A 14942-nucleotide genomic window follows, 5' to 3' on the forward strand; every position below is an offset into this window, starting at 1 on the left:
TAAATTACAGAATTCTAATAAAAAAGGAAGATTGTAGAAAATGATTGATTATGTAATTATGATGGTAATACTTATTTTTTTGGTCTTTGAAATATTGTATAATTCTAAATTTGTTTCAGTGAATGAACACTTTTTTGACAGAACAAATACTAATTCTATGCGAGGTTTTTGGTGCTTAGTTGTAATTTTAGTTCACGTTCCTACCTTGTATCAGAATAGGATTCAAGATATGATAGGTAGTTTTGCTTATATAGGCGTAACTTTCTTTTTTATGACATCATCATATGGGCTTACTCTATCACAGGCAAATAATCCGAATGGTATACATTATTTTTGGAGAAAACGATTACCTAAGCTATTATTTACTTCTTGGATCATAAGCATTTTGTTTTCGATAATAGATTATTATTTTAACGGTACAATACAACTAAAAAAAGTGTTTGGTATTAATGAATGGGTAAAGTGGTTGCTTGCGTGCTATTTGTTATTTTGGATTTCTAACATGGTTTTTAGAAATCAAATTTATTCTAAAATAGGTATATGCATAATGATTACTGTTGGAAGTTTATTAGTCTATTTCATGCAAAGGGGTGGCTTTTTTACAAGAGCTACTTGGACAACTGAATGTTATGGATTTGTGTGGGGGATATTGCTAGCGTCCTTTGGGAAAGAGTTTATTTCTTTTTTTAAAGAGAAATGGCTATTTAAATGGTGTGTTTTAGGCACTATTGCAACGATATTGGGGTGTTTGTATTTGAAATATAAAATAATTCCTTTTGCGGGAGACTATCTATTAAAGATTATTTTAGGAATTGCAATTACATGCTTTATTTTATGTGCAAATACTAGAATAGAACTTGGAAATAGTGTAAATATGTTCTTGGGCAAAATATCATTTGAAATATATCTTATTCATGGAGATGTATTTAGATTGATGGGGAAAATTCGTGAATGGAATCATTCCGGACTGTATATTTTGTGTTGCATATTTTTAACTGTTTTTTTGGCTTCTGCTGTACATATTGTTTCTGATAGTGCTGTTAAGGTGCTGAATAAAATGCCAATAATGCAAAATGATGGTTAACCTTCAGATAAGAATAAGCTATTGATTCGGGATTATTCAAAATATGTATGTTAGGAGATTCTTTCATGAATGATAAGTCAAGCCATTACGATTTGCTGAAATTTTTTGCCACAATTCTTGTCGTAGTTGCTCATTCATCTAGAATGTATACTGGTGTAGGAGTTATAAAGCCTGCTAATGCCTCTTTTTTACTTGGACATATAACGCAATATATATATTCTTTTCATATGCCAATGTTTATTGCGGTATCAGGAATGGTATATGGTTTATGTATTGACGACTTAAATAAATATAAAAATTCTATTAAGTTCATAAAAAATAAAGTAATTAGGCTATTAGTTCCATATTTATTTTTTGGTTTTTTTTATGTTGCTCCTATTATGACTGGATTTAGATTTACAGATCTTTCTTATTTACGATATTGTATGCATGATATTGTTTTTGTAAAAGATGCAAGACATTTATGGTATGTTATTGTTCTATTTGAAATTTATATTATTTCAATGCTTTTTAAGCCTGCTATACAAGGGGGGACAATAAAAAATAGTATTGTAATTGCAACTATTCTTTTGAGTATTGCTTTAGTATCTTTTAAATTTCCTATACTATTTCAGATTAGCAACTTGGGATATTATTTGATATTCTTTTATTTTGGAGTCCTATATAATAGATATTATGAGAAAGCTAATGGAGTGATTAAGAATTACATTTGTATAATTATATGTTTAGCGTTAACAGCATTAGTATTTCAGTATTCTCATGTTGTGATTAAAATTATAAAGGCTATAACAGGAAGTTTAGCCTTTATAGGAATTACTTCATATGTAAACAGTTCGTTTTTAAATGTAAAGATTGTGAACCATTTGAATAAAGACGGTTTTGGAATTTATTTATTTCATCCAATGATAATATATGTCCTTTTTTATTATTTCGGAGATATGGATATTTCACCCATAATATTATGTTTAACAATAGCTATAGCGTCATATGTATTATCTGCTATTTTGACAGATGCAATGAGAAAATTTAAGTTAAATATACTTATTGGAGAATGATAGATTACTTGTAAAAAGGATACAGAGTAACTCAACTAATCACAAAAATGTTAAGATTCAAAGAATCGATTTGTTATTTTCAGTGTGCAACAAATACTTGTGTTTGCCTAAGAAAAATCTCATAATTAAACATCTGTGGTGATTAGTTGATAATTATATTCCCAGTACCGGTATTTCGTATTTGGACGTTATTATTTTCTAAATATACATTTTCACTATCATCCCAAAGTAGTACTTTACTATTTTTAAAGACGTTATTTGAAATTTTTAAATTTCCATAGCAATGAGCGACAAGCGAATAATCTGATAAGTTTAAATCTGTTCGACTGATTGTATTTTCAATAAAGTTTACATTACTACAGTTTCCCCTAAAATCTACAGCATGATATTCTTTTCCTGCATATCCACAATTTTCAATCAGGTTTTTTTTAATATCAGTATTGGTACAATTTTTAACAGTTAATCCTTGTTGCCGAATGTTGAAAATGGAATTATTACTTATGTTAACTTTATTAGAATTACTAATTTGAAGTCCTCCGCCTGTTGCTAAATATTTTGTGTTTGAAAAATCTATGATATTTCTATGTATTTCAACATCTGTTGCATTGGAAATAACAATTCCAACTGCATCATCGTATATTTTATTGTCGAGTATTGTCAGTTGATTTATTTTTCCTCTCCCACAAAAAATTGCGCTACCATAAGTCTTGTTTTTTATAGTATTATTTCTGATTGTAATATTGGAGTAAGCACCTGAGCCATATAATGATATAGGTTCTGAGTTTAGATGACCGTCAAAAAGAGAATTCTGTACTATTAGTGTATCAACATTTCCTTGCCCCAAAGTTATTACTCCGCAGTCAATGTTTTTAAATTCGCAATTATCTACTGAGATATTTGAACAATCTAGTATGATTCTGATAGCAGCGTAAACATTATCAATAAAATAACAAGATGTTATGGATATATTTTTTGAAGCCCAAATATCGAACAAGTGAATACCATCAAGTGGAGAATATCCCAAAGATTTTGTATTAGCAGTGATATTCCCGCTAATTGATAAGTTTGAAATTGTTACGTCATTTACATGCCATAACAGAAAAATATCATTACCAATAGCATAACCAGGAGCAGCTATTATGACAGAGGATTCACCATCTCCATATAAAGTTGTACCAGAATGGATAAAGAGAGTGTTTGATACTTTGTAAGTACCTGAAGGAATATAAACAGCTCCTCCAATATTATCTTTTAATGCATTGTTTATAGCGTTTGTATCGTCTGTAATTCCATCGCCTACTGCACCATATGATTTCACAGAAGTAAAATTAGGTGTGGGGGGAGCGATTAGTATTTCGTATGAGGAGCTTGAGCCTTGCTTAGACATTAGCGAGAGCTTATTAGAGTAAGAATCGGCAATATCATCTTTTGTGGCATTATTATCTTGTACATAAGCATTTCCATAAGAGGAAGTATATGAATGATTAAAAGAATTGGAATTATATTCTGCTGTATCTGTAGAAGAACTGTAAATTCCATTAGCGTAGGACGAGTTATAATTATAATCGATTATATCAGTTTGTTTTCCAATAACAACTATCACCCCATCATTATCTAAGTAAATAGAAAACCATAATATCGAATAACCATCCATTATGAAGTGACTATAATCAGGTGCTTGTTTAATGGATGTATAAACGTCAGATGCTGAGTTGATATAATCACCAGAATAATATACAGTTCCTTCACCAACGTAATAACATAATTCAGTTGAAACAGAAGAGTCATTTGTTGTATACTCTTGGGGGTTAATTAGGAAAAACTTTGCTGGGCGTTCTATGCTCTCTGGATCAACAATACAGTCATTTGTATTCTCAGGAGAATCTGAAGTGGTTTGGTACCCAGCTCCTATAAGAAACATGGAACAAATAATTAGAACAATAATTAAGCAATTGGATAATATGGTTTGATAATATTTTCTCATTTTATTATGTCCTTTCTTGATAGCTGCGTTGCGAAGATGAAAAAATACTATAATGGCTTTAAAAACATGAACACTACACTAGTATATGTTATCAAATGTATAGATTTCATTCAATTAAATATGTATAAAGTGAGAAAAGTAGTGATAATAAGATTATGTCTTTATTATAAAAAATGATTAATTCTCTTATATATTGATTGTCAGTTGGAAGATAGCTATATATATGAAAATTAAAAGGAAGATTTAAAACTTTTTTATTGCAAGAATAAAGATTGAATAGGGAGCGGAATTATTATGCACAAAAACAAGGCTAAAATTGGATTTTTATACTATGGTGAGCCTGCGGATACTAACTATTGGAGTGGTACAATCTCACAATTATATAATACATTATCAAAGTCTGATGTGTTAGATGTAGAGAAGATAATTGTATCACCAAATAGGTTAAATGGATTGGTATATAAGATGTTGAGAGTGATTTCCTTTCGCACGAATCAATTGTCATTTTTGATGAGTGCATTAGATTCAAAGAAGGCAAATCAGTTAATAAAGGATTCAGATTGTGAATGGATTTTTGCTCCAGCTTGTAGCAATCTTATTTATGCAGGAAGAAAAGCTTTAAAGAATAAAAAGCTCATTTATATGAGTGATGCTACTTATCACAAGATGTTAGGCTATTATTATAATCATTCTGAGCATGACCAGAGAGTTGGGAATGCATGGGAGCAGACTGCTCATAATTTGGCAACATCAATAATAATACCGGCAAAATGGTCTTATCAAGATGCTATAGATTATTATAAGACTCCAAAAGAAAAACTGAATATAATAAAATTCGGAGCAAATATGAGTGATTGTGGCTATAAACTGACTGAAGCTGGAAAAGAATGCTATAAACTACTATTGGTTGGCGTTGATTATGTTAGAAAAGGCGTAGATTTAGCTATAGAAACTGTTAAATTATTAAATGAGTCATCAGCTATAAAATATGAGTTAAGCATAGTTGGATTAGCGAAGCCTAAGAATCTAGATTTACCTAATTATGTATCTTTTTATGGAAAACTTCGGAAAGATGATAAAGAAGAGCTAAAAAAACTCATTGAATGCTATTCGAGCCATGACATTTTTATACTACCGACTAAAGCAGAATGTGCAGGTATTGTTTTTACAGAAGCATCTATGTTCGGATTGCCTGTTTTTACATATGATACTGGTGGAATAACAGATTATGTTGAAGATGGTATTACTGGTAAATGTCTTGATGCTGGATGTGGTGCAAAAGATTTTTGTAATGTCATAAAGGATTCTATTGAGAATGGGAGCATTGAGCAGTATTCTTTGAATGCACGGAAAAAGTATGAAAAAGAGCTAAACTGGGATTTTTGGCTTAAGCAGTTTGAGAAAATCATAAAAAGATAATCTCTTTTATAAGACATAAGGCGTGGAAAAATCCACGCCTTATGTGCAAATATACAAAAATATTGTTATATAGATTAGTTTTATTAAAAAAAAAATCAATATACAGTAGAATACAAAAATGATATAATTTTTCGGATTATGTGAGGATTTCATTATATTTAATATAAGTGTAAAGGGGATTTGTAATGTATCAAAATGAATTAGAAATTGATGTAATTAGATGTTTGAAAGCACTGTATAAGGGCAAGGTGTTGATATTATTTGTAGCTATGCTTTTTTTAGTAATTGGCTTTGCAATTACAATTGATATGGGTGAAGATAAGTATACGGCTAAATCAACAGTTTATGCTGCTGCAGATGGTTCTTATACTGAATCCGCTAATGCTGTCAACGTAATGAATGCGTATCTGGGAGTAGCAAATTCATATAAAGTTTGTCAGAGGGCAGCACTATTAATTGGTCGAAATGATGTTGAAGCAGCAGATATTCAGAAGGTTATAAGTGTAAGTTCGTCTGCAAAAAGTAGTTCGGCGTCTTCGATTACTAGTTTTATGAATAGTTCAGCAACTATTCTTGTTTTTTATGCTACAACTTCAGATCCACAACTATCCATGGATATAGCTGATGCAATGGCACAGTCATACTCTATTGAAATGAAGAATATACTTAATAATGACTCAGTTAAGGTTTTGGATAATGCATACACTTATTCGAAGACTTATAATGCAAATCTTAATGCTTGGAAAGAGAGAGCTAAATACGCGCTTATTGGTTTTTCTATTGCTTGTGTGGTGATACTGATTAGTGAAATATTTGATTCCAAGGTTAGAACTATACGAGAGGCAACTATAAGAGAGCAACTTCCGGTTCTTGGGATTATCCCGGATTATAAGCAGTAACTTAAAGAACAAGATTGATGTGATACAGAGGAGATAAGAATTGAAAAAGTTAGATATTTATAAAAGTCATAATTATGTATTAAATGATGCTTTTGATCAATCTGTAATGAATATTCACATTTTAAAAAAGCAAAATGGGTATAAAAGTTTTGCAATATGCGGGTGCGAGGCAGGTGATGGATCAACTACTGTGGCTATAAATTTAGCTGCTTCTCTTGCTACTTCAGGATGGAAAACAATTTTAGTTGACGGAGATATGAGGAAAAATAATCGTTATAAAAGACTGAATGAAAGTGTATCCGAAGGATTATCAGATTATTTAATGAACAGAGTGAGGCTTGAGGATGTCATATATGAAACTACTACAGAGAATCTTTATTATTTGCCATGCGGTGAACTTATTGATAATCCGGTAAGACTACTTTGCTCCGATAAAATGAATACCGTAAAAGAAACTCTTAATAATGGATATGATTTTATTATATATGATATGCCAGCTGTACATGCAGCAATGGATGCAGAAGTTGTTGCGGTGACCGTAGATGCTGTAATTTTAGTTTCATCTATTGGCAAGACTACTAAGAAAAGGCTTGTTGCTGCTGCGAATGCGTTAACAGGAGTTAAGGCAAATCTGATTGGAACAATTGTTAATAAAGTGGATATGAAACAGTATGCTGATTTCCACGGAGATTATGATTATTTCCAAAATGAAAGATATATAAAAAATAAGTCAAAGAAAAGCAGTATCAAATAAAGGAAAGGGCGTTAGGGAGGAAGAATGAATAAGTTTGTGACATTTTTTCATGCTTGTATTTTGAGCCTTCTAATTTTTTCATATGTTGTAGCAGATAATGCAATAGTGGTTTCTGCCAGTGAAGTTGAGAGTGCAGTTGTAGTTGTCGAAGGATATAGTCTTGGGGATAGCATGCTTCAGGCAGGTAAAGATGTTGATATTTCATTCACATTAAGAAATACAAGTAATACTGCTTCTGCAACTAATGTTGTTATGTCTTTATCTAATAATGAAGGAATGTTGAATCCTAAATATGGAAGTGGTAATCAGATATATGTTGGAAGTATATCGCCTGGGGCTACAAAGGAAGTTACAGCTTCTGTTTCAGTTAGTTCAAGGTTTAAAGAGACAAGTGCAAATATTTCTGTAAAAATCGATTACATAACGCTGAATAATCAGAGAACTAACTCAGTAGATATATTTATTCCTGCAACAGGTGGAACAGTTATTTCAATCAATAGTGTAAGCGTTAGCCCAAGAGCTACTGTTAAAGGAAAAACTTTGATCAGCGTTGAGTACACTAATAATACGGGAGCTGATATTTTAGATGCAAAGCTTTTGATTGATGGAAATATTTCAGATGATAGTAAGGAATTGTCAGTAGGTACAATTTCTGCCGGAAGACATTATTCCAAAGATCTATATGTAGTATTTACCGAGGTTGGGGATGAACAGATTTCAATTTCTTTTAGTTACTCCGTAGGTGAGGGTGAAAGTAAACTGATTGATTTAGGAAATTATAATGTGAGAGTTTCGGAAGCTAAGAATACCACAAACACTGATGAGGCTGTTGATTATAGGTTTGTATTAATTGGAAGAATTATTGCCTTGCTGGCAGGATGCGTTGCTTTATTAGTGCTGATTGGATATGTTAAGAAGAAATAAATATGCATCAGTGAATTGAGATTAAATGAGCATGGATAATGAATGGATTATAAAAATTTGAAAAGGATAAAGATATGAAAAAGTATAAAGTTGGGTATACACAAGGCGTGTATGATATGTTTCACATTGGACATTTGAATTTAATCAATCATGCAAAAGATTATTGCGACTATTTAATAGTTGGGATTAATTCAGACAGACTTGTTGAAGAGTATAAGAAAAAGCATACAGTTATCAATGAGACTGAGAGAGCACTTATTGTTTCAAATATCAAAGCTGTTGATGAGGTAATAATTGTTGATTCTCTGAATAAAGAAGCAGTTCTTAAGAATAAGCCATTTGATGCAGTTTTTATCGGTGATGATTGGAAGGGCTCCGATAGATGGAATGAAACTGAAAGAGTATTGGCTCAATATGGGGTGGATGTAGTTTATCTTAAGCATACTGATGGAATCAGCAGTACTATATTAAGAGTTGTAGAAGAAAATGCAATTAAGGAATAAAAGCGTGGGAGGAGCATTTGTAAAGTGTTACGTGGGGTGTTACGTAAGTACAGAACGTTTAGGGAATGGAAGAGAATAGTATGGGACAGTGATTGTGAGTCTACAATTTCATTGCCGGAGAAAATTAAGTATGCAAAAAAAGGATTCTCTGTTGAGGAGTATATATATTACGATTTAAAAAGAAATGACTATAAAGATTATATATCTGAGTATGACAGACTGAGATCCAGAGAAATCAATGGGGCATATAAGTTTATTCTTGATGACAAATTGGCTTTTGAAGAAGTTGTGGGTAAATATGTAAAAGTTCCTGAGAATTATGCATGGATAAGTGATGGGATAGTATATGGATTGCATGATAATGGAGCAAATAATGATAATATAATTGACTATCTAAAAAAATATCAAAAATCAGTATTGAAATGGAATGGTAGAGGCGGCGGATTTGGCACTTATGTTATTTCATTTGAAGATGGAAATATGTTTGTTAATGGAAAACAAGAAACTGAGGAAAATGTAGAAAATCTTTTCAAAAGAAAAGGTGATGCAATTCTTTGTGAGTACATTACGCAGTCTGAGTTTGCTAGTAGCTTGTATCCTTATACTACCAACACTATAAGAATTGTATGCGCGAAGAAAAAAGGAGACCGTGAAGCAAAATTTATTACTGCAATACAAAGAGTTGGGACAAAAAAGAGTATTCCTGTAGATAATCTTTGCAGTGGCGGTTTTACATTAGAAATTGATCCTGAAACAGGCGCATTGAGTGAAGGAATGGCAATATGTGGAGATAAAGATCACGTTTTGAAGCCTTTTAAGGTTCATCCGGATTCTGGGAGTGAATTAGCAGGAAGAAGGATACCCAATTGGACTGAAATAAAGAATCAGATGGTGGATATTACTAATAAAATTCCATATTTAAATTTTGTTGCCTGGGACATTCTTTTAACAGATGATGGTTTTTGCGTGATAGAAGGGAATGCGTCTAGCGGCGTTGCAATATTCCAGATGCACAATGGAGTTAAGAAGTCTGAGTTAGGTGATATTTATAGAAGCTATAATGTTTTTTGATTGTAGTGGCTATAATTATCTTTAATTAAAATCTTTAAGTTGGTTTTGATGTTCTCTTTTTAAAAGGTAAAAAGAATCTGATGATGAAAAACAATAATAGTCGAAAACTAAAAATATTATTGGTTATTTATGGTGATATTCATTTTGGCGGTGTTTCTGTATTACTAAACAATTTGCTAAAAAACATGGACAAAGAGCGTTTTGATTTTACTCTATATGCTTTTGGTAATATTGTTGATGAACCGGTGCTTAAGGCATATAAGGACAATGGCGTTGACGTTATTGTAGGAAGAAAAGAGCGTTATGATAAATGGCTTATTGCATTAGATTTGTTATCTATTATTTTAAGAAAGCGGATTGACATAGTTCATTGCAATACGGGGGGATTACAACTGACATCCACTACTGTTGCAGTTGCAAAAATATGCGGAGTAAAAAAGATAATTGCTCATTCGCATGCAAAAAAGAATACACCGACTCCATATAATGATTATGAATTAAGGTGCAGGGACAGAATAAAAAGACTGGCAAATGTGAAACTGACATGTTCCAAAGAAGCTGCTGAGCATATGTTTGGAAATGAAAGTGCTTTGCTGATTTCGAATGGTATCGACATTAACAAGTTTTCTTTTAATCCTGCTATAAGAGCCAAAATGCGGGATGAGCTTCATTTACATAATGAATTAGTTATAGGCACTGTTGGAAGACTTGAAGTAATTAAAAATCAGACATTTATTATTGATATTGCCAAACAGTTAAACAACAAAAAAGATGTTTTTGTACTCATTGTAGGAAGTGGAAGTCAGAAAGAAAATCTTATCAGTTATAGCAAATCAGTGGGGCTTGATGCTAAAGTTGTGCTTGTTGAGGCTAATAGTAACGTTGAATGCTATTTAAATGCTATGGACATATTTGTGATGCCTTCAAAAGCGGAAGGATTAGGGATTGCTGCAATAGAAGCGCAGGCAATGGATCTTCCTGTTTGGTGTTCGACTTCTGTTCCACAACAAGCTACAGTCACAGATAAAATTCATTTTTTGAGTTTGGATGAATCTGCAGAGGTTTGGGCTGAGGATATACTACAGAATATTTCAAAAAGCAATCTTGATGATAGAATGAGCAGAGCATTGGATGTGGCAGAAAAAGGGTATGATATTGTTTCATCAGCTAAATTGTTACATGATATATACTTGGAGTGATATTATTGGGGTGAATGGCTTTTGGCAAGAAAAGCATTATAATTCTTGAATAAAATATTTGGGAGCAAAATGGTATGAGTGAGTCACAGAATAGTATTTATGCAACGGCAAAAAAAATAGGACATCATCTTAAAGCATATTATAGATTTAATGAATCTATAAAAAATTACTCTAATCACGTTAAAGAATGTAGAAAAGAAGTTGGTTCAAGGAAAAAGATAGTTTTTTTGGTTGTTTTTCCAGAAGCTTGGAATTCACTGAAGAGTATTTACAGTGATGCTATGCGTAGAACGGATGTAGACGTTTATTTGGTGGCTGCTCCACGAGACATAAGCAAGTATGCAGAAGATATAGATATTCGAACTATGCAGAATGATGCATATGACTTTTTTGTTGAAAGTGGTATTGAGGCTATTAAAGCAAATAGTGAGAAGGATTGGTTTGATATTAAGAATCTTAATCCGGATTATGTAATCTATACAAGACCGTATATACCATACTATCCGGAAGAGTATCGTTCATATAACGTTTGTGCGTATGCTAAGGTGATTTATATTCCGTATGCATATAGTATGCTTTCGGATGGATTGACAGTGCTTCCGGAAGATTTTATTCTTTCTACCCATAAAGTTTATCTGGCTAATGAGTCGCGTAAGTACGAGTGTGAGCAGTATTATCCCAGATATATCAGAGAGAATAATAAAAGGTTTGAGTATCTTGGGTTTCCAAGATTTGATTTGCTTATTGATGATAAAAAAGCTGATGATAATGCAAAGTTTACTATGGCATGGCTTCCAAGATGGACAACAGGAGAAGGGTATAAGAACAATAAAGGTACACACTTCCTGACATATTATAAGGAATTCTTAGAATATGCCCAAAAACATGATGATGTAAACTTGATAATACGTCCTCATCCAAGCATGTTTACTAATTTTGTAGAAAAAGGCATTATGACAGAAGATGAAGTTAACAATTTTAAGCTTGAGTGTCAAAAATGCGGTAATGTTTTTATAGATCAGAAAAAGGATTATTTTGACACTATCAAAGCAGCTGATGCTTTGGTCGCAGATTATACATCTCTTATAGCAGAGTATTTTATGACAGGAAAACCTATTGTTTATTGTGATACTGCCGATGGATTAAATCCTGAGGGAAATACTATTTGCTCAAATTTGTATAGAGCAGATTCATTTGACGAAATAATAACGCAAATGGAAAAGATTAAAAATGGTAGTGATGATGAGAAAAATCACAGAGAAAAATTGATAAAAGAGTTGTTGCCTGCAGGTTGTGGCAATATAGGAAGAGAAATATTGGAGTCAATTATTAACAGTTAAGAGTATAAGAAGGAGCTTTCATTTTTACGGTGTGAGCTCCTTTTATGCTATACTATCTGTATGTTTGGAAGCTTTTATTTTATAAAGTGCCATTCTAATAGTGCTTTTTAAACTTATAGTAATAGTAGGAGAATAATTCATGGGGATATATTTGAATCCGGGAAATCAGGGATTTAAAATAGCAGTTAATTCTGAAATATATGAAGATAAAAGCCAAATGTACAGTATCTTAATGTTTTGGTGAATACTGAACAGCGTTTTATAAAATTGCTTGACTTATGTCTGTGAATATAATTTCATAATTCTTTTGCATTTATTAATTTTTTTGTTATAATTTTAATTGTTTTTGCTATGAATGTCGCAAAACTTAATAATAGAGGATGTTTATGATGGGGAAAGAAAAAATTGAACTTAATGGGAAAACAGTACTTGTTACGGGGAGCCCGGGATTTATAGGCGCTAATCTGGTTATGCGTTTGTTAAAAGAAATGGATGGCGGAAGAGTTATTTCTTTTGACTCGATGAACGATTACTATGATCCAAAGCTCAAAGAGTACAGATTGTCACTTATAGAAGAAAGTGCTAAAACATCTGCTGTTGAACATGTTTTTATCAAGGGAAATCTTGCGGATAAAGCTTTGATTGATAAAACATTTGAGGAATATACGCCATCTGTTGTGGTGAATTTGGCTGCTCAGGCTGGCGTTAGGTATTCTATAGAACATCCGGATGTTTATATTGAATCCAACATAATTGGATTTTTTAATATATTGGAGGCATGCCGACACAATCCGGTTGAACATCTTGTTTATGCTTCGAGTTCAAGTGTTTATGGTGGAAATAAGAAAGTGCCATTTAGTACAGATGATAAGGTTGATAATCCTGTTTCACTATATGCAGCAACTAAGAAGAGCAACGAGCTCTTAGCGCATAGTTACTCTAAGCTATATAATATTCCAAGTACAGGGCTTAGATTTTTCACTGTTTATGGGCCAGCCGGGAGACCGGACATGTTTTATTTTTCAGCAACGAACACATTGGCAAAAGATGGCACTATAAAGATTTTTAATTATGGAAATTGCAAAAGAGATTTTACATATATTGATGATATTGTTGAAGGTGTCTATAGAGTAATGCAGGGTGCTCCGGAGAAAGCAAATGGTGAAGACGGACTTCCGGTTCCGCCATATGCTGTATATAATATTGGCGGTGGGCAGCCTGAAAATCTTTTGAATTATATCACGACGCTTCAGGAGGAATTGGTTGCTTCAGAAGTATTGCCGAAGAATTATGATTTTGAAGGACATCGTGAACTTGTAGGAATGCAGCCGGGAGATGTGCCTGTTACATATGCAGATTCCAAGGCACTTGAACAGGATTATGGATTTACTCCTAAGATTGGTATTCGTGAAGGCTTAAAAGCTTTTGCTATTTGGTATAAAGATTATTATAAGGATGGATTAAAGAAATGAAAATTGCAGTTGCGGGAACAGGATATGTTGGATTATCACTTGCGGTACTTTTATCACAGCACAATGAGGTGACAGCCGTTGATATTATTCCTGAAAAAGTGAATATGATCAATAATCGTAAGTCTCCAATTCAGGATGAATACATTGAGAAATATTTGGAGGAAAAAGAGCTAAATCTTACAGCTACGCTTGACGGCGCTAGTGCATATGCTGATGCGGATTATGTAATAATTGCAGCTCCTACAAATTATGATCCTCAGAAAAACTTTTTTGACTGCTCAGCTGTTGAAGCAGTAATTGACTTGGTGTTAAAGTCTTCAGAGACAGCAACTATGGTCATCAAATCTACAATTCCTGTTGGATATACAGAATCTGTAAGAAAAAAATTCGGGACAGACAGAATTATGTTCAGTCCTGAATTCTTGAGAGAATCTAAGGCTTTATATGACAATTTGTATCCTAGCAGAATCATTGTTGGATGCGATGAGAAGCTTCGCGAGAAGGCTGAGACTTTTGCAAGCTTACTCCAGGAAGGCGCTGAGAAGGAAAATATCGAGACTTTGTTTATGGGATTCACAGAGGCAGAAGCAGTGAAACTCTTTGCAAATACATATCTTGCTCTTCGTGTCAGCTATTTCAACGAACTTGATACATATGCAGAAGTGAAAGGACTTAATACAGCTGATATTATAAAAGGCGTAAGTCTTGATCCCAGAATTGGTGATTTCTATAATAACCCTTCATTTGGATATGGCGGATATTGCCTCCCTAAGGATACAAAGCAGCTCCTAGCTAACTACCAGGATGTTCCTGAAGACATTATCAGAGCAATTGTTGAGAGTAATAGAACAAGAAAAGATTTTATTGCTGACAGAGTACTTGAGAAAGCTGGTTATTATACAGCAAGTTCAATGTGGAACGCTCAGAAAGAACGTCCTATAACAGTAGGTGTTTACAGACTTACAATGAAGAGTAATTCTGACAACTTCAGGCAGAGCAGTATTCAGGGTGTCATGAAGCGATTGAAGGCAAAAGGCGCAACAGTAATAATTTATGAACCAACTCTTGAAGATGGACAGACATTCTTTGGTTCATTGGTAGTAAATGATATTGAGAAGTTCAAAGCTGGTGCAGATGCGATCATTGCAAACAGATATGATAAGTGTCTTGATGAAGTAGAAGATAAGGTTTATACAAGAGATCTGTTTAGAAGAGATTAATTGATAAAAAGACCAGAC

At 32.9% G+C, this 14942-nt stretch carries 13 protein-coding genes; 12 read left to right on the plus strand and 1 reads right to left on the minus strand.

The window, feature by feature from the left end; all coding sequences use genetic code 11:
* The first annotated feature begins 40 nt into the window (after nt 1-40).
* A complete protein-coding gene (locus BM086_RS13395) occupies nt 41-1084 on the plus strand; it encodes an acyltransferase family protein (protein ID WP_092327575.1) in 1044 nt (347 codons plus the stop codon).
* A gap of 65 nt (nt 1085-1149) precedes the next feature.
* Nucleotides 1150-2139, plus strand: a complete 990-nt coding sequence (locus tag BM086_RS13400; protein ID WP_175560278.1) for an acyltransferase family protein — start codon at nt 1150-1152, stop codon at nt 2137-2139.
* A 142-nt stretch (nt 2140-2281) separates the two neighbouring features.
* On the opposite strand, the gene BM086_RS13405 is transcribed toward BM086_RS13400, so the two are convergent.
* Nucleotides 2282-4123, minus strand: coding sequence for a right-handed parallel beta-helix repeat-containing protein (locus BM086_RS13405; protein ID WP_092327581.1), 1842 nt, complete (start codon nt 4121-4123; stop codon nt 2282-2284).
* A 294-nt stretch (nt 4124-4417) separates the two neighbouring features.
* On the opposite strand from BM086_RS13405, the gene BM086_RS13410 reads away from it, so the two are divergent.
* From BM086_RS13410 to BM086_RS13455, 10 genes are all read left to right on the plus strand, one after another.
* Complete coding sequence (locus tag BM086_RS13410) at nt 4418-5542, plus strand: glycosyltransferase family 4 protein (RefSeq protein ID WP_092327583.1); 1125 nt, start codon at nt 4418-4420, stop codon at nt 5540-5542.
* A 185-nt stretch (nt 5543-5727) separates the two neighbouring features.
* Nucleotides 5728-6441 (plus strand): Wzz/FepE/Etk N-terminal domain-containing protein, encoded by a 714-nt coding sequence (locus BM086_RS13415; protein WP_092327585.1) that lies wholly within the window; start codon nt 5728-5730, stop codon nt 6439-6441.
* A 40-nt stretch (nt 6442-6481) separates the two neighbouring features.
* A complete protein-coding gene (locus tag BM086_RS13420; RefSeq protein WP_092327588.1) occupies nt 6482-7195 on the plus strand; it encodes a CpsD/CapB family tyrosine-protein kinase in 714 nt (237 codons plus the stop codon).
* 24 nt (nt 7196-7219) lie between these two features.
* Nucleotides 7220-8119, plus strand: a complete 900-nt coding sequence (locus BM086_RS13425) for a hypothetical protein (RefSeq protein ID WP_092327589.1) — start codon at nt 7220-7222, stop codon at nt 8117-8119.
* A 74-nt stretch (nt 8120-8193) separates the two neighbouring features.
* Complete coding sequence (locus BM086_RS13430; RefSeq protein ID WP_092327590.1) at nt 8194-8622, plus strand: adenylyltransferase/cytidyltransferase family protein; 429 nt, start codon at nt 8194-8196, stop codon at nt 8620-8622.
* A 24-nt stretch (nt 8623-8646) separates the two neighbouring features.
* Nucleotides 8647-9693, plus strand: coding sequence for a sugar-transfer associated ATP-grasp domain-containing protein (locus BM086_RS13435; RefSeq protein ID WP_175560279.1), 1047 nt, complete (start codon nt 8647-8649; stop codon nt 9691-9693).
* 80 nt (nt 9694-9773) lie between these two features.
* A complete protein-coding gene (locus BM086_RS13440; protein WP_092327596.1) occupies nt 9774-10892 on the plus strand; it encodes a glycosyltransferase in 1119 nt (372 codons plus the stop codon).
* A gap of 74 nt (nt 10893-10966) precedes the next feature.
* The gene (locus tag BM086_RS13445; RefSeq protein ID WP_092327598.1) at nt 10967-12232 is read left to right on the plus strand and encodes a CDP-glycerol glycerophosphotransferase family protein; all 1266 of its coding nucleotides are present in this window, start codon (nt 10967-10969) and stop codon (nt 12230-12232) included.
* Nucleotides 12233-12621: 389 nt separating this feature from the next.
* The gene (locus BM086_RS13450; protein WP_092327635.1) at nt 12622-13704 is read left to right on the plus strand and encodes an NAD-dependent epimerase/dehydratase family protein; all 1083 of its coding nucleotides are present in this window, start codon (nt 12622-12624) and stop codon (nt 13702-13704) included.
* Nucleotides 13701-14924 carry a nucleotide sugar dehydrogenase gene (locus tag BM086_RS13455; protein ID WP_092327601.1) on the plus strand — a complete coding sequence of 408 codons (1224 nt, stop codon included), beginning with the start codon at nt 13701-13703 and terminating at the stop codon, nt 14922-14924. Before BM086_RS13450 ends, BM086_RS13455 begins: the two co-directional genes overlap by 4 nt.
* The last annotated feature ends 18 nt before the right edge of the window (nt 14925-14942 follow it).

This window comes from Butyrivibrio sp. YAB3001 (assembly GCF_900112195.1).
Taxonomy (GTDB): Bacteria; Bacillota; Clostridia; order Lachnospirales; family Lachnospiraceae; genus Butyrivibrio.

What these genes read in the sequence shown, in the direction of transcription:
- BM086_RS13395 (WP_092327575.1), top strand. Translation starts at nt 41, where the DNA reads ATGATTGATTATGTAATTATGATGGTAATACTTATTTTTTTGGTCTTT.
- BM086_RS13400 (WP_175560278.1), top strand. Translation starts at nt 1,150, where the DNA reads ATGAATGATAAGTCAAGCCATTACGATTTGCTGAAATTTTTTGCCACA.
- BM086_RS13405 (WP_092327581.1), bottom strand. Translation starts at nt 4,123, where the DNA reads ATGAGAAAATATTATCAAACCATATTATCCAATTGCTTAATTATTGTT.
- BM086_RS13410 (WP_092327583.1), top strand. Translation starts at nt 4,418, where the DNA reads ATGCACAAAAACAAGGCTAAAATTGGATTTTTATACTATGGTGAGCCT.
- BM086_RS13415 (WP_092327585.1), top strand. Translation starts at nt 5,728, where the DNA reads ATGTATCAAAATGAATTAGAAATTGATGTAATTAGATGTTTGAAAGCA.
- BM086_RS13425 (WP_092327589.1), top strand. Translation starts at nt 7,220, where the DNA reads ATGAATAAGTTTGTGACATTTTTTCATGCTTGTATTTTGAGCCTTCTA.
- BM086_RS13430 (WP_092327590.1), top strand. Translation starts at nt 8,194, where the DNA reads ATGAAAAAGTATAAAGTTGGGTATACACAAGGCGTGTATGATATGTTT.
- BM086_RS13440 (WP_092327596.1), top strand. Translation starts at nt 9,774, where the DNA reads ATGATGAAAAACAATAATAGTCGAAAACTAAAAATATTATTGGTTATT.
- BM086_RS13445 (WP_092327598.1), top strand. Translation starts at nt 10,967, where the DNA reads ATGAGTGAGTCACAGAATAGTATTTATGCAACGGCAAAAAAAATAGGA.
- BM086_RS13450 (WP_092327635.1), top strand. Translation starts at nt 12,622, where the DNA reads ATGGGGAAAGAAAAAATTGAACTTAATGGGAAAACAGTACTTGTTACG.
- BM086_RS13455 (WP_092327601.1), top strand. Translation starts at nt 13,701, where the DNA reads ATGAAAATTGCAGTTGCGGGAACAGGATATGTTGGATTATCACTTGCG.